This window comes from Niallia sp. FSL R7-0271, from assembly GCF_038005785.1.
In the GTDB taxonomy this organism is placed as follows: Bacteria; Bacillota; Bacilli; order Bacillales; family Cytobacillaceae; genus Niallia.
In genome coordinates this window covers 2,310,405-2,325,127 of record NZ_JBBOTZ010000001.1, presented here as the reverse complement: position 1 = coordinate 2,325,127, position 14,723 = coordinate 2,310,405, and the positions used below count along the sequence as shown (strand labels likewise).

The following is a 14,723-nucleotide window of genomic DNA, read 5'->3' as shown; positions in this document are numbered from 1 at the left end:
TTATATAAACAAAAAAAGGAGAACTCGCTGGTTCTCTTTTCTTTGTATGCCGTTTCATTTCATGAGTTATTTGACTGAATGAACTGCAGTACAGCTTTTAAGGACTGCTTTTTTTTCGCCTCAAAATAATCTGCAAACGGGTTTATGTTGTTTTTTATCCGCTTTTGTACGGATTTCATTGAGTATGACTGCGGTGTCAAGCTGTCTGTCAGCTCTTCCCAATGAATTGGGCAGGCAACATATCCGCCTTCATTTCCTCTTATAGAATACGGAGCAACAATCGTTTTTCCTTCACTATGCTGGATATAATCAATATACAGGCGGTTATGGCGATTTTTTTTCAAGCGCTCAATCGTAAATAACTTTGGTTCCATAGTTACCATATAATTAGCGATAAATTCAGTAAAGACTCTCGCCTCTTCATATGTGTACGTTTTTTCTGGAAGCGGGATATAAACTTGGATACCTTTATTGCCAGATATCTTTATAAAGGCGATTAATTTTAGGCCGTCCAGAATGGTCTTTAATATTTGGGCCGCTTTAATGGCAAGTGAAAAATGATCTCTTGATGGCGGGTCGAGATCAAATACAATTTCAGACGGCATGCTATCTGACAGAATCGTTTCAAATGGAATATGGAACTCAAATGCAAGCTGGTTGCCAAGCCACATAAGTGTCTGCTCATTATTGCAAACAATGTAATTAATATCCTCCTTCCAGCTTGTCTGGACAAAGGGAGGCGCATACTCTGGACATTGCTTCTGGTAAAAGGAATCGCCAAACAATCCATGTGGGAAACGAATAACAGTTAGCAAGCGGTTATGTAAAAATGGAAGCATCACATCTTTCACTTCTGTTAAATATTCAATAAAGTCGATTTTGCGCAACTCATTACCCGGAAATAATGGCTTATCTGGGTGGGTAATTTGTTGCTCTATGCCAATTTGTTGTAGTAATTTTTCATAGGTGCATTCCTGCCAAGACTTTTCAAAAACAAATTGGAGAAATACTGGATTTTCAATTTGCCCATTGGCAAAGGAAGTAAATTCTAAATCTACACAAATTCCAGGTGTGACTGTCATTACGCCTTTTTCTTCAGACTGTTTATTCTTTTCTAAGATGCCTGATAAGGCGGTTAACTCTTTTGCTGTTAATCCTTCGCTGAATTGTCCGACATTTTTGATGTTTCCATTGTCAGAAACACCTACTGAAAAGAGCATATCAGCTTTGCGGTACTCTGTTATTGTAAAGGAAGCAGTATATTTCATAAAACCAGTACTCCTAACAATGTTTATTTACGAAATAGTGTACGCTAGTGAGACTAATTCATTCATTTCCAAGATTTCATTGCATGAAAGACATGCGGAATAGCCAACTTATTAATAAGAAACACATTAACTAAGAAATATTTAGGATTGGAGAATAGATGGTATGCACACAATGTGGAAAGGAAGCATCAGCTTCGGATTAGTTAACATCCCGATAAAACTGCACACAGCAACAGAGGATAAAGATATAAAGCTGCGGACATTGCATAAAACATGTCATGCGCCGATTAAATATGAAAAAAAATGCTCTGCATGTGAACAAGAAGTGGCACCTGAGGATATTGTAAAAGCATATGAATATGCAAAAGGTAAATATGTTGTTCTTGATAAAGAGGATTTGGAAAAGCTCCAAAAAGAAAATGAAGATAAGGCAGTAGAAATTATCGACTTTGTTAAGATGGAAGAGATAGATCCTATTTATTATGATAAATGTTATTATATGTCTTCTGGTGATGGAGGTAACAAAGCTTACGGACTACTCCGTGAGGCATTAATAGAATCAGGCAAGGTCGGTATCGCCAAAATAATCATTCGCTCGAAGGAGCAGCTTGCAGTCATTAGGGTGTATGAAAATACACTAGTAATGGAAACTATTCATTTTCCTGATGAAGTCAGGAAAGCTGAAGATGTCCCTAATGTCCCTGCAGAAGCAACTATCGCCAAAAAAGAGCTGGAAACAGCGATCCTGCTAATTGATCAGCTTACGACAGCTTTTGATCCGACAAAGTATACGGATGAGTACCGTACAGCCCTCCTTGAATTGATTGAAGCCAAGAAAACTGGCCAAGAAATTGTTACAAGTAAAGAAAAGGTGCAGACTTCCAATGTCATGGACCTAATGGCAGCATTGCAAGCATCAATAGACAACACTAAACCGGAACAGCCAGCAGCAGAAGAAAAAAAGGTAAAGACAAAAACAAAAACAAGAAAAAAAGTCGCGAAAGAAGCATAATGCAAGGGGGGATTGCCCCTTTGCATGCTTTTGTTTGACAAATTTTCCTTTTTAGGTAATTATGTCTACAGTTCTATGTAAATGGGCAATCCATTATAAGAAAGGTGAGAATTATTGAATAAAACAGAGCAAATGACATTAAAATATGTAACTACCATATTAACCATAGTCGTATTGTTTATCGTCATGTTTATTTTTGTTGCCTCGAGAATACAGGGAGCGGAAATAATCGCATTTGATCAAGTTATTATTGATTACATTCAGTCTTTTGAAAGTGATGCTACAACCGAATGGACAGTGATATTGACCGATTTAGGCTCAATTAAGTTTATCGCGGTGGCAGTCGTGGTTGGCGCAGTGCTTTTATGCCTTTACAGGAAATTTTCTCTTGCCGCTTTTCTGATTTGTGCACCGGCTCTTGGAGGCTTGCTTAATAAGTTTTTGAAATGGATATTCAAACGGGAGCGGCCGGATATTTTGCCGCTGATTACAGAGCATGGTTACAGTTTTCCGAGTGGACATAGCATGGGTTCCTTAATTTTTTATGGAAGTGCCGCATATGTATTCTTGCATATATGGAAGACAGCAGGAAAAAAAGCAGCAACGATTATTATTGCATGCTTGGTCATTCTGATGATTGGCATAAGCAGGATTTATTTAGGTGTTCATTACCCGACAGATGTTGTTGGCGGCTTTGCAGTTGGGTTTGCATTTTTGCTAGTATGCATCCTTGTTTTCCGCTATTATGAAGAGAGAAAAAATAAATGACTAGAGGGTAAAAGATGGACCAAAAAATAATACCTGCATCATCAAATTTAAAGGAATTCGAAGCCTTTTTGGAAAGCGATTATGAAGTAGGAGTCTTCTTGGAAATACATATTTCTCAATTGAAAAATATCAGCAAGCTGGCAAGAAGTGCAGGCAAAAAAATGATTTATCATGTGGATTTAATCCAAGGGTTAAAGAGCGATGACTTTGCTACAGAATTTATTTGCCAGGAATTTAAGCCGTATGGACTGATTTCGACAAAATCATCTGTCATTCTAAAAGCTAAGCAAAAGAATGTAATTGCCATACAGCGAGTCTTCCTTCTTGATAGCCACGCCATTGAAAAAAGCATTAAACTGGTTCAAAGGACAAGACCTGATTATATTGAACTTCTCCCAGGGACGATGCCATGGATGATTGAAGAAATTAAACAACGGCTGGATGTTCCGATATTAGCAGGCGGACTAATACGGTCGGAAGCGGATGTCAATAATGCAATTAAAGCTGGAGCAGCTGGCATAACTACTTCCAGACGGACATTATGGGATAAATAGGTTCTTACTATTTTTCTAGAGAAAATATTGTAAATGTGTTGACAGCGTTTTCATAGTGGGTTATGATGAACCTACAAGTTAATAAAACGTGTCGGAGATAAGGAGATGCACACAGATTTTCACATTTTGATGTGATATTTTTCTGTTGTGCTCTCCTTTTTTGCTGTTTTTTAACTTTGTTTTTCATTCGGTGTAAAGGGGGAGATTTTGAATGTCTGCATTTTTAGGTGAAATTATTGGTACAATGATCTTAATCGTTTTTGGGGGAGGAGTAGTTGCGGGCAGCAACTTAAAGAAAACGTTTTCTAATAATAGCGGGTGGATTGTGATAACGGTTGCCTGGGGATTAGCTGTTGCGATGGGTGCTTTTGCTGTCGGCAGTATCAGCGGTGCCCATTTAAATCCTGCCGTAACAATAGCACTTGCTCTTAATGGTGATTTTGCATGGAGCCTAGTGCCTGAATATATCATAGCTCAAATGCTTGGAGCATTTATCGGAGCAGTCATCGTATACTTACATTATTTACCGCACTGGAAGGCAACAGACGATCCAGGCGCGAAATTAGCTGTATTTTCTACAGGCCCGGCAATCCCGCACACATTTTCTAACTTGCTTGGAGAATTAATTGGGACATTCATGTTAGTTTTAGGCTTGCTTTACATTGGAGCTAATTCGTTTGCAGAAGGTTTAAACCCAATCGCAGTTGGACTATTAATTGTTGTAATCGGTATGTCTCTTGGCGGAACAACTGGTTATGCCATTAACCCGGCAAGAGATCTAGGGCCCCGTATCGCTCATGCATTGCTTCCGATAGCAGGCAAGGGAGATTCAAACTGGAAGTACGCATGGATTCCTGTAGTAGGTCCAATTCTTGGAGGCGGATTAGCTTCTGTATTTTATCAATATTTCTATAAAGGAACAATATCTACTTATTTTTGGCTAGTTATCATCGTAAGTATAGTGGTGTTAGTGCTTGCATTTTTTGGCACAAAAAGCAACAATTCTATTAAAATGAAAAAAGCAGCATAATACTAGTTTTCACATACTAGATTAATTTTTAAAACTAATTAGGGGGTATTTTTGTGGAGAAATATATTTTATCTTTAGATCAAGGGACAACAAGTTCAAGAGCGATTATTTTTAACAAAAAAGGGGAAATCGTTCATACAGCACAAAAGGAGTTTACACAAATTTTTCCTAAGCCAGGCTGGGTGGAACATAATGCTAGTGAAATTTGGGGTTCGATTCTCTCTGTAATCGCAACAGTTTTATCAGAATCAGATATTAAGGCAGATCAAATTGAAGGCATCGGTATTACGAACCAACGGGAAACAGCAGTAGTATGGGATAAAGAGACTGGTGTGCCTGTCTATAATGCGATTGTGTGGCAATCGAGACAAACGAACGGAATATGTGAAGAATTGAAAGCACAAGGATACAACCAATTGTTCAGAGATAAAACGGGTTTGTTAATTGACGCGTATTTCGCAGGCACAAAAGTTAAGTGGATTCTAGATAATGTCGAAGGTACAAGAGAGAAAGCGGAAAACGGTCAATTGCTGTTCGGGACGATTGACACTTGGCTTATTTGGAAGCTGTCTGGCGGAAAGGCGCATGTAACAGACTATACGAATGCATCTCGCACATTAATGTTTAATATTTATGACCTTAAATGGGATGAGGAACTGCTTGAAATTTTAACTGTTCCAAAGTCAATGCTTCCAGAAGTAAAGCCGTCATCTGAAGTTTATGCTCATACAGTAGACTATCATTTCTTCGGAAAGAATATTCCAATTGCCGGTGTGGCTGGCGACCAGCAGGCAGCATTATTTGGTCAGGCATGCTTTGAGGAAGGTATGGCAAAAAATACGTATGGAACAGGCTGTTTCATGTTGATGAACACAGGAGAAAAAGCTGTCCGTTCCAATCAAGGTTTGCTGACAACAATTGCATGGGGATTGAATGGAAAAGTGGAGTATGCCCTAGAAGGTAGTATCTTTGTAGCAGGATCTGCTATTCAATGGCTTCGTGACGGCTTAAGAATGCTGAAGGATGCAAAAGACAGTGAAGCATATGCGACGAAAGTGGAGTCAACAGATGGTGTCTACTTAGTGCCAGCATTTGTTGGGCTTGGAACTCCGTATTGGGACAGTGATGTGCGGGGAGCTATGTTCGGAGTAACAAGAGGAACAACAAAAGAGCATTTCGTCAGAGCTACACTTGAATCACTTGCATATCAGACGAGAGATGTTTTATCTGCAATGGAAGCGGATTCGAACATTAGCGTAAAAACATTACGAGCAGATGGAGGAGCAGTTAAGAACAATTTCTTGATGCAATTCCAAGGAGATATCTTAAATGTACCTGTTCAAAGACCTGTCATCAATGAAACAACTGCTCTTGGTGCGGCCTATTTAGCGGGATTGGCTGTCGGCTTCTGGAAGGACCAAGCTGAAATCGCTGAACAATGGAAGTTAGAAAAATCGTTCGATCCTGCCATGGAGGAAGAAAAGCGAGAAGAGCTATATGCTGGCTGGAAAAAAGCAGTCAACGCTACAATGGCATTCAAAAACTAAAATTACATCATTTAATTCAAAATACTGTGAATATATAAAAAAGTATGTTATACTAAAAACAAGTTAATAAAATGTCCGGAGATTAGGAGAGACCACAAAGTCGTTATCAAGTAATGGTAATGATGCTTTGTGGTCTCTTTTTGTTGGACATTATTCCTTAGGAGGACTTCCAAAATGAAAACAAACCGCAACTTACTGAAAAAACAACTTAAAGAAAACAAATTTGACGTGCTTGTAATCGGAGGGGGAATTACTGGTGCTGGTATTGCCCTGGATGCTTCTACAAGAGGCATGAAAACTGCTTTAGTTGAAATGCAGGACTTCTCGGCAGGAACATCTAGCCGGTCTACAAAGCTTGTTCATGGCGGACTCCGATATTTGAAACAGTTTGAAGTGAAAATGGTAGCAGAGGTCGGAAAGGAAAGGGCTGTTGTTTACGAAAATGGACCTCATGTTACAACACCAGAATGGATGCTGTTGCCTTTTCATACAGACGGCACTTTCGGCAAGTTTACGACAAGCATTGGATTAAGGGTGTATGATTTTCTTGCAGGAGTGAAAAAAAAGGAAAGACGGAAAATGTTTTCGAAAGAACAAACCTTGGCATATGAACCGCTAGTTAAACAGGATGGATTAAAAGGCGGCGGTTATTATGTGGAATACAGAACAGATGACAGCAGATTAACAATAGAAGTAATGAAGGAAGCGATAGACAAAGGGGCGGCAGCATTAAACTATACAAAGGTAGAAAATCTCCTTTACGATACAGAAGGGAAAATCAATGGAGTAGCAGTAACAGATGTTTTAACTGGCGAGAAGTATTCTGTTTTCGCAGAAGTTATCGTTAATGCTGCCGGTCCTTGGGTTGACAGCATTCGGGAAAAAGATGGCAGCAGAAAAGGGAAAACATTGCAGCTGACAAAAGGAGTCCATCTTGTTATCGACCAATCGGTTTTTCCTTTAAAGCAAGCCATTTATTTTGATACACCAGACGGCAGAATGGTTTTTGCCATTCCGAGAGATGGGAAAGCTTATGTAGGAACAACAGATACTTTCTATAAAGAAGACCCTGTTAACCCAGCTATGACAGTGGAGGACAGAACATATATCTTAAATGCAATTAAATATATGTTTCCTTCTGTCAATGTGACAGAGGATGATGTGGAATCAAGCTGGGCTGGAGTTAGACCGTTGATTTTAGAAGACGGTAAGGATCCGTCTGAAATCTCAAGAAAAGACGAGATTTGGGAATCGGAGTCTGGACTTGTGACAATTGCTGGCGGAAAGCTGACTGGCTACCGTAAAATGGCGGAAACAGTTGTCAATTTAGTCAGTGGGAAATTTGCAAAAGCAAATAAAAGCTTTTCAGAATGTCAGACAAAGCATTTGCCAATATCTGGCGGGAAAGTGGGGGGATCGAGCAAGTTTGACAGCTATGTTGCCGGTATTGTTCCAGATGGAATGGATGCTGGCTTGACGAAGGAAGATGCAGAAGCTGTTGCGAGAATGTATGGAAGCAATGCTCCGGTTGTTTACCGCATTGTTAAAGAACAGAAAGCATCTGCTGAAAATAATATGCCTGTGCTTTTATGGGCAAAAGTGCATTATGCATTGGAACACGAGCTTGCGATGACTCCAGTCGATGTGCTCCTGCGCAGAACAGGCTTGCTGCTGTTTGGCATCAAAGAAGCAGTTCAATATAAGGAAGAGGTATTGGCATATATGGCGAGCTACTATGGATGGAATCAAGCAGAACAGCTGTTTTATAAAAAACAGCTTGAAAAGGAAATCCTCCATGCTACAGTGCCAGCTGATTTACAGTCAGAAGAGCTATTGGATCATATAATGTAAAAAAATTAAGTCACGGGCAATCCCGTGACTAATCTTTTGGTTTAAATAGAATTGACAAACTGTAAATAATAGGATATGATATTGCTTGTATGTATTTGAGGTAAGAACGGAATTGATCATAAAGAACTTGTGTAAAGTTATGTAGAAGCAAGACAACAAGGAACAGTTGATATATAGAACAAACACCACTTTAACAATCTTCTCCAAAAATCACATTAAAATAATCTCCTAAATGCGGATTAACCCTTCCAAAAAATTATTCTAGTTAATGTTATTTTTGCCACCGTTCTAATTCATAGAACTAATTCACACTGGCACGGCCTCGGAGCCGTAAGGATGAAAGAGAGGCAGGGCTTTCATTGTTTTAGGTATGGCACGTTTCACGGTGCATGACCCTTAAGTATATGCCAAGAAGTGCGGTTTTTACATAGGTCTAATTATTTTCGAATAATAAATGAGTAAAGATCTATCACAAGCACGAAACAGCAGGCATCTCCCAAATATGCGGAGATGCCTTTTTTATTGTCGAAACATGTTTTCATGAAATTAAAGCTATGTTATGATTACGTAGTAAAAACGATTCGTTTCGCAGTGACTGACGACAATAATGGAATGAACCATATGGGAGCTGTGAAAAGTGTATAGCCGGTCGTCTGGGCAAAAGGTAAATTAACCTTTCTAACACAATACCTGGAGGGATATACATGTCTGAAAAAGTAATACTGGATGGAAACGTAGTAGCGAATGCTGTTAAGGAAGAACTGAAAGGCCGAATTGAAGCGTTAAAGACAAAAGGCGTAACACCTTGTCTGGCGACAATTCTCGTTGGAGACGATCCATCTTCCGAGACATATGTGCGCATGAAAGGAAATGCGTGTGCAAAGCTAGGAATAGACAGTAAAAGAATCCATCTTGATAAAGAGACAACAACAGAACAATTACTTGAAACGATACAAGCCTTAAATGACGACAATAATGTCCATGGAATTTTGCTGCAGCATCCTGTTCCTGGTCATATTGACGAAAGAAAGGCATTTGAAACGATTGCAATCGAAAAAGATGTTGATGGGGTAACAAGCTTCGGTTATGGGCAAACGGCTCTTGGATTTGGCAAATTCCCATCTTGTACACCTGCAGCCATTATGAAGATAATGGAGCATTACGGTATTAAAGCGAGCGGAAAACATGCTGTTGTTGTCGGCAGAAGCCCGATTTTAGGTAAACCGGTATCTGCATTGCTGTTAAATGAAGATGCAACAGTAACTACATGCCATTCCCGCACAACAAATTTAGCAGACCACGTAAAACAGGCTGATATCGTAGTGGCAGCAGTCGGCAAGCCGAACTTCATCCAAGGAGACTGGATTAAGCCAGGCGCGGTAATATTAGACGCAGGCTATAATAAAGGCAATATCGGTGATGTCGATTATGAGGCATGCCTGGAAAACGCATCTGCAATAACTCCAGTACCAGGCGGAGTAGGTCCTGTTACAATAAGTATGCTGCTGAAGCACACAGTGGATTCTGCTGAAGGAATTTAATTAAGAAAAAAATATGTTTGACAAAAGTCACTATTGAATATATGATGTATTTAACGCTTGTAAGTTCGGTATATGTTTTTTAAGGATAGATGGTCATAGTTGCAAATATAGCTTATGTCCGAAAAGGTAGCGATGCTTCACTGATTCCTAAAGATTTATATAAGTTCTTAAAGGTGTAACACAATTTTGGAGGTTTTACAATGAACACAGGTAAAGTAAAATGGTTTAATGCAGAAAAAGGTTTCGGTTTCATCGAGTCTACTGAAGGACAAGACGTATTTGTTCACTTCTCCGCTATCCAATCAGAAGGTTTCAAAACTTTAGAAGAAGGTCAAGACGTAACTTTCGAAATCGTTGAAGGTAACCGTGGACCTCAAGCAGCTAACGTTACTAAAGCTTAATAATTTTTAGATTAAAGGTGATGCCTTTCCTTAATGCATCACCTTTTTTTAGTGTAGTACAAAAAGTGCTTCGCCATTCTCCATAAACCCAATCATTTTCATCAGGAATTTAAATCCCCTAATATTTTTTTCCAGAATGTTTTAGAACATGAAAAAAAGTGAATGGAAGTGGAGAGTATATATTTATTATTATTTATAAAACGCTCTTGCTCCAATATTTTTCAAGATAAGATTATTTAAATGCCTACTAATTTGGGTAAAATAGGCTAGGGTATCCAAAATGGACAATCATAACAGATAACGCCCATTCTTTATAAGTATTAAATGCAATGAGCAATAATGAAGGAGGAAAAAGTATTGACCACTTTTTCAGATTTTAATTTAAGCAGCAGTTTAGAAAAAGCATTATCCAATATGGGCTTTGAAGAGCCAACACCAATCCAGGCACAGGCGATTCCAATCGGTCTTGCTGGCAAGGATATGATTGGACAAGCACAAACAGGTACTGGTAAAACTACAGCGTTCGGTGTGCCTCTTTTAGAAAAAATTGAAGTGGGTAAACCAGTTCAAGGTCTTGTAATCGCACCTACTAGGGAGTTGGCTGTACAGGTTGCAGAAGAACTTAACCGTATCGGTGCAGTGAAAGGCATCCGTACATTACCAATTTACGGTGGGCAAGACATTAACCGCCAAATTCGCGGATTGAAGAAAAAACCAGAAATTATTGCAGCGACTCCTGGTCGTCTAATCGATCATATCGAACGTAAAACAATTCGTCTGCAAGATACAAAAATGATCGTCTTGGACGAAGCAGATGAAATGTTAAACATGGGCTTCATTGAAGATATCGAAAGAATTCTAAGTGAAACACCAAAAACACGTCAAACATTGCTTTTCTCTGCAACAATGCCAAAAAGAATTCAATCATTAGCAGAACGCTTCATGGTTGAACCAGAGCTTGTTAAAATTAAAGCAAAAGAAATGACGGTTACAAATATTGAGCAAAACTTTATCGAATTACAAGAGCGCCAAAAGTTTGATGTGTTGTGCAGTCTTCTTGACATCCAATCACCAGAACTTGCAATTGTATTCGGTAGAACAAAAAAACGTGTTGATGAAGTGGTTGAAGGCTTAATCAAGCGTGGATATTCTGCAGAAGGAATTCATGGTGATATTCCTCAAGGCAAAAGGGATCAAGTAATCCGTCGCTTTAAGGAACAAACAATTGATATCATGGTAGCGACAGATGTAGCTGCCCGCGGATTGGATATCAGCGGTGTGACACATGTTTACAACTTTGATATTCCGCAAGACCCTGAAAGCTATGTACACCGTATCGGACGTACTGGCCGTGCAGGTAAAAAAGGTTATGCTGTAACATTTGTATCTCCAAGAGAATTGGATCATCTTCGCATCATTGAAAATGTTACGAAGAAAAAAATGGTGAAAAACCCGATACCTTCTACTACAGATGTATTGGCTGGAAACCAACAGGCAACAATTAACAAAATCCAAAAAACAGTTGAAGAAAATCAATTTGCAGAATATAAGCGTCTTGCTGAAACATTATTGGAAGAAACTGATTCTGTGACATTGCTTGCAAGTGCATTGAAGCTTCTTACAAAAGAGCCAGATGCAACGCCAGTTAAATTGACTGCAGTTGAACCGCTTCGTTCTAAGAAGCCGAAAGGTGACCGTTCTGGCGGACGTCGTCGTAATGACAGAGGCGGACGTGGATATGACCGTAACCGTGGCGGCGGCAGCGGCGGCGGAGAAAGAAGAAGCAGAAACAGAAACAGAAATAGAGATTAATAAAAATATTTCTCTTTTATGTTTAATTTCTCTTCCAATTGGTTAATATAAACAAATGAAGGATATAAATGTATATCCTGGTTATTTAAATCTAGGAGGCAATAAAATGGCAACAGGTAAAGTAAAATGGTTTAACTCAGAAAAAGGTTTTGGATTTATTGAAGTAGAAGGTGGAGATGACGTATTTGTTCATTTTTCTGCTATTCAAACAGACGGATTCAAAACTTTGGATGAAGGCCAAGAAGTTAACTTCGATATTGAAGAAGGCGCACGTGGCCCGCAAGCTGTTAACGTAACGAAACTTTAATATGCTGATGATAAAGAACCCTGCTAATGACAGGGTTCTTTTTAGCATAATTTTTTAGAAGCAATATTTTTGTTAATTGGACAAAGTCTGTTACAATAAAGGCTGATAAAGAAAGAGGTGCTACATAATGAAAGAATTTACTGTTGAATTTCATAAAGAAGATGGAATGGAAAACATTACAGTCCAAAAATTGAGTGAAGAAGATTTTAACCGAGTAACTAGCGGTGGAACTAGACAGCTGTTTGAGTTGGATACGAATATCGGCTACTTCATCTATTTTGATGCAGTTGATGAAAGTGGAAAAGAATCGTATTTAGTTCTTCAATATCTGGAAGAAAGTGAAACACCATCTGCTTGTTTTTCCTTTGAATTAAAGGACTTCTACCAATTTATAGCACTTCATTTAAATGATTTGCAAATTGATGAGGATGAAGAGGAAGAAGCAGAGGACGCTTTTGGTCCAATACACTATCTTGCGCATTTAATGCATCATATTGTGGAAGATGGTAAGTCGGTAGAAGTATAATAAAAAGAGCAGGAGACATGTCTCCTGCTCTTTTTATGTAATTTAAGCCTCTTTGTAATGACTGCTGCAAAAATTAAATACTTCTTGAAGCTCGTCCTCTTCTAAAGCAAAATCCAAGTACTTGTCTTGACTGCTGTTATAAAAGTCATAATTTAACACTTTCATTTCTGACTCCTCAACGAAGAACAATACCTTTAATTGAATGGTGCCGTCCTCAAACAGCTCGTCCTCCTCATCCTCTTCCAGAGTTAAAAAGAATTCATATCGTTCTCCTGATAAAATGCCAGTTGGATCTTCGATCTTTTCCACTGTATACTCTGTTATATTCATTATTGATGACCTCCTATATCTATCACTGCATAGTATTTCAAAGTATGGGTGAATTTATTGCATACTCGAAAATAATATCATATTGCTTACAGGATAGCTAATGCTTTTCAATTGAAATGGAATATGATAAGATGGAATATTAATTATTTGACTTTTTATATATGTATGTTATAATAGGAAGATAGGTTAAAAGAAAGATAGATATGTTTGGTCACTTGTTTTTAAGGTCTAGTCTGTAGATTTCTTACGTTTGCAAGTGATTTTTTATGTTTTACGGGCTCTTTTTTTTTGATAGTGGGCTCTAATCAAACAAAAGCTTCATGGAGGTGTTTCATTTGGCAATGGGATTTGGCCGAAAGAATAACGAGGAAATTGTAAAAGAAGAAGTTGTAGTTTGGGATTGTGTATCTGAAACATGCAAATGCTGGATTCGGGACAATTTTAAAAGCACTGAAACACCAAAATGCCCAATATGCGGCAGTGATATGGAAAAAACGACTAGAGAGTTGCAAGTCGTCAATAATAATAGCATTTACTCAAAATAAAAACTAAAATCCTTTGGATTTTAGTTTTTTTTTAGCTTGTAATATTCATTAACAAAGGAATGAGCGAACTGCCCCAAATCACCGTAATCCAAGCAGCTAATATCATTGCCAAGGTCGAAAAGGTTGCTTCCTGTTCGCCAAATTCCATCGCTTTTGTTGTTCCGACACCGTGTGCACCCATTCCTAAAGCTAATCCTTTAGCAATAGGCGATTTCAAGGATAAAAGTTTTATTGCATATGGTCCAATTATCCCGCCGATGATTCCAGTAATGATGACAAACACGGTTGTTAATGTCGGAAGTCCGCCAATTTCCTGCGATACTTCAATTGCGATTGGCGTTGTGATGGATCGCGGCAATATGCTTATAATGAAATCTGCTCGCAAATTAATTAATTGTGATAGAAAAAAAGATGACGTGATAGCTACTACAGTACCGGTTGTGACACTTATTAGCATAACACCGAAATATTTTTTCAACAGATGCTTATGTTTATATATCGGCACCGCAAAGGCGATTGTTGCAGGGCCGAGCAGGTGTGTCAACAACCGCGATGATTCTAAATAGCTTCCTGCTGGAATATGGAGACAGCTGATAAACAGAATTAAAAGCAGTGGTGACAGCAGTAGCGGATGCAGCAATGGATTTTTCCATTTTTTATAACTCCATTTTGTCACTCTGTAAAATATATACGTTAATACAGTAAACATTATAATGTTCATTTATTTAAACTTCTCTTTCTATTATAGATTTTTTCTGCTGTAAATCCGGTTGCTCCCATCACGATAAAGGTGCTGACAGCAATGAGAAGAACCGTTTCAATTCCTTTCATATTAAGGATTTCTTCATAGTTGACGATACCAACAGCAGATGGAATGAAAAACAGCAGCAGTTCAGCCAGCAGCCAGGCTGCACCAGTTTCTACCCACTTCAGTTTAATCCACTTAAGCTGTAAACCTATAAATAAAAAAATGAGACCAATCATGGATGCTGGCAGCGGAACTGACACAACCATTTTTACTCCCATTCCAAGAAAAAGAAAAAGATGTATAAAAGCAATTTGCCCGATAATGATTAGAAATTTCAATACGATCACCTTCCCTGTCAATCAATGGAATAAATGCTCGCCCTTAAACCTTAGATTAACTATATAAGTTATCATACGCTGAATGTTGCTATTCGTAAAATACATAATTATTATAATTATAATAACCAATAGTTATAATGGGTGC

General features: G+C 38.5%; 16 protein-coding genes and 1 riboswitch. Of the genes, 12 read left to right on the top strand and 4 right to left on the bottom strand.

The features are described 5' to 3' along the window. Window positions 1-59 precede the first annotated feature (59 nt). Window positions 60-1,268 carry a DNA ligase D gene (gene ligD, locus MKX82_RS11850; RefSeq protein ID WP_233313515.1) on the bottom strand — a complete coding sequence of 403 codons (1,209 nt, stop codon included), beginning with the start codon at window positions 1,266-1,268 and terminating at the stop codon, window positions 60-62. Between the two features lie 163 nt (window positions 1,269-1,431). Between ligD and ku the strand changes: the two genes are divergently transcribed. From ku to MKX82_RS11795, 11 genes are all read left to right on the top strand, one after another. After that, a complete protein-coding gene (gene ku, locus MKX82_RS11845) occupies window positions 1,432-2,280 on the top strand; it encodes a non-homologous end joining protein Ku (protein WP_237941602.1) in 849 nt (282 codons plus the stop codon). A 114-nt stretch (window positions 2,281-2,394) separates the two neighbouring features. Then, window positions 2,395-3,048: a phosphatase PAP2 family protein gene (locus MKX82_RS11840; RefSeq protein ID WP_237941601.1), complete on the top strand. Its 654-nt coding sequence runs from the start codon at window positions 2,395-2,397 to the stop codon at window positions 3,046-3,048. A 14-nt stretch (window positions 3,049-3,062) separates the two neighbouring features. Further along, a complete protein-coding gene (locus MKX82_RS11835; protein ID WP_233313518.1) occupies window positions 3,063-3,602 on the top strand; it encodes a glycerol-3-phosphate responsive antiterminator in 540 nt (179 codons plus the stop codon). A 211-nt stretch (window positions 3,603-3,813) separates the two neighbouring features. Further along, window positions 3,814-4,632, top strand: a complete 819-nt coding sequence (locus MKX82_RS11830; protein ID WP_341077367.1) for an MIP/aquaporin family protein — start codon at window positions 3,814-3,816, stop codon at window positions 4,630-4,632. Window positions 4,633-4,685: 53 nt separating this feature from the next. Beyond that, on the top strand, window positions 4,686-6,179 hold the full coding sequence (gene glpK, locus MKX82_RS11825) for a glycerol kinase GlpK (protein ID WP_341077366.1): 1,494 nt from the start codon (window positions 4,686-4,688) through the stop codon (window positions 6,177-6,179). A gap of 174 nt (window positions 6,180-6,353) precedes the next feature. Further along, window positions 6,354-8,030, top strand: coding sequence for a glycerol-3-phosphate dehydrogenase/oxidase (locus MKX82_RS11820; protein ID WP_341077365.1), 1,677 nt, complete (start codon window positions 6,354-6,356; stop codon window positions 8,028-8,030). Window positions 8,031-8,611: 581 nt separating this feature from the next. Then, window positions 8,612-8,696: riboswitch (ZMP/ZTP riboswitch) on the top strand. A 38-nt stretch (window positions 8,697-8,734) separates the two neighbouring features. Further along, the gene (locus tag MKX82_RS11815; RefSeq protein WP_233313522.1) at window positions 8,735-9,571 is read left to right on the top strand and encodes a bifunctional 5,10-methylenetetrahydrofolate dehydrogenase/5,10-methenyltetrahydrofolate cyclohydrolase; all 837 of its coding nucleotides are present in this window, start codon (window positions 8,735-8,737) and stop codon (window positions 9,569-9,571) included. Between the two features lie 200 nt (window positions 9,572-9,771). Next, a complete protein-coding gene (locus tag MKX82_RS11810; protein WP_233313523.1) occupies window positions 9,772-9,972 on the top strand; it encodes a cold-shock protein in 201 nt (66 codons plus the stop codon). Window positions 9,973-10,329: 357 nt separating this feature from the next. Beyond that, window positions 10,330-11,784, top strand: a complete 1,455-nt coding sequence (locus MKX82_RS11805; RefSeq protein ID WP_233313524.1) for a DEAD/DEAH box helicase — start codon at window positions 10,330-10,332, stop codon at window positions 11,782-11,784. A gap of 106 nt (window positions 11,785-11,890) precedes the next feature. Continuing rightward, on the top strand, window positions 11,891-12,091 hold the full coding sequence (locus MKX82_RS11800) for a cold-shock protein (protein ID WP_233313525.1): 201 nt from the start codon (window positions 11,891-11,893) through the stop codon (window positions 12,089-12,091). 127 nt (window positions 12,092-12,218) lie between these two features. Then, window positions 12,219-12,617, top strand: coding sequence for a cytosolic protein (locus MKX82_RS11795; protein ID WP_233313526.1), 399 nt, complete (start codon window positions 12,219-12,221; stop codon window positions 12,615-12,617). A gap of 42 nt (window positions 12,618-12,659) precedes the next feature. Here MKX82_RS11795 and MKX82_RS11790 read toward each other — a convergent pair whose 3' ends face one another. Further along, window positions 12,660-12,947: a DUF6509 family protein gene (locus MKX82_RS11790; protein ID WP_237941600.1), complete on the bottom strand. Its 288-nt coding sequence runs from the start codon at window positions 12,945-12,947 to the stop codon at window positions 12,660-12,662. Window positions 12,948-13,288: 341 nt separating this feature from the next. Between MKX82_RS11790 and MKX82_RS11785 the strand changes: the two genes are divergently transcribed. Further along, window positions 13,289-13,492 carry a cold-inducible protein YdjO-related protein gene (locus MKX82_RS11785; protein WP_233314732.1) on the top strand — a complete coding sequence of 68 codons (204 nt, stop codon included), beginning with the start codon at window positions 13,289-13,291 and terminating at the stop codon, window positions 13,490-13,492. A gap of 31 nt (window positions 13,493-13,523) precedes the next feature. On the opposite strand, the gene MKX82_RS11780 is transcribed toward MKX82_RS11785, so the two are convergent. Together MKX82_RS11780 and MKX82_RS11775 are read right to left on the bottom strand one after the other, a co-directional pair. Further along, a complete protein-coding gene (locus MKX82_RS11780; protein WP_233313528.1) occupies window positions 13,524-14,213 on the bottom strand; it encodes an LrgB family protein in 690 nt (229 codons plus the stop codon). Beyond that, on the bottom strand, window positions 14,210-14,587 hold the full coding sequence (locus MKX82_RS11775) for a CidA/LrgA family protein (RefSeq protein ID WP_233313529.1): 378 nt from the start codon (window positions 14,585-14,587) through the stop codon (window positions 14,210-14,212). Before MKX82_RS11775 ends, MKX82_RS11780 begins: the two co-directional genes overlap by 4 nt. Between the last annotated feature and the right edge of the window lie 136 nt (window positions 14,588-14,723).

What these genes read in the sequence shown, in the direction of transcription:
- ligD (WP_233313515.1), bottom strand. Translation starts at nt 1,268, where the DNA reads ATGAAATATACTGCTTCCTTTACAATAACAGAGTACCGCAAAGCTGAT.
- ku (WP_237941602.1), top strand. Translation starts at nt 1,432, where the DNA reads ATGCACACAATGTGGAAAGGAAGCATCAGCTTCGGATTAGTTAACATC.
- MKX82_RS11835 (WP_233313518.1), top strand. Translation starts at nt 3,063, where the DNA reads ATGGACCAAAAAATAATACCTGCATCATCAAATTTAAAGGAATTCGAA.
- MKX82_RS11830 (WP_341077367.1), top strand. Translation starts at nt 3,814, where the DNA reads ATGTCTGCATTTTTAGGTGAAATTATTGGTACAATGATCTTAATCGTT.
- MKX82_RS11820 (WP_341077365.1), top strand. Translation starts at nt 6,354, where the DNA reads ATGAAAACAAACCGCAACTTACTGAAAAAACAACTTAAAGAAAACAAA.
- MKX82_RS11815 (WP_233313522.1), top strand. Translation starts at nt 8,735, where the DNA reads ATGTCTGAAAAAGTAATACTGGATGGAAACGTAGTAGCGAATGCTGTT.
- MKX82_RS11810 (WP_233313523.1), top strand. Translation starts at nt 9,772, where the DNA reads ATGAACACAGGTAAAGTAAAATGGTTTAATGCAGAAAAAGGTTTCGGT.
- MKX82_RS11800 (WP_233313525.1), top strand. Translation starts at nt 11,891, where the DNA reads ATGGCAACAGGTAAAGTAAAATGGTTTAACTCAGAAAAAGGTTTTGGA.
- MKX82_RS11795 (WP_233313526.1), top strand. Translation starts at nt 12,219, where the DNA reads ATGAAAGAATTTACTGTTGAATTTCATAAAGAAGATGGAATGGAAAAC.
- MKX82_RS11790 (WP_237941600.1), bottom strand. Translation starts at nt 12,947, where the DNA reads ATGAATATAACAGAGTATACAGTGGAAAAGATCGAAGATCCAACTGGC.
- MKX82_RS11785 (WP_233314732.1), top strand. Translation starts at nt 13,289, where the DNA reads ATGGGATTTGGCCGAAAGAATAACGAGGAAATTGTAAAAGAAGAAGTT.
- MKX82_RS11780 (WP_233313528.1), bottom strand. Translation starts at nt 14,213, where the DNA reads ATGAACATTATAATGTTTACTGTATTAACGTATATATTTTACAGAGTG.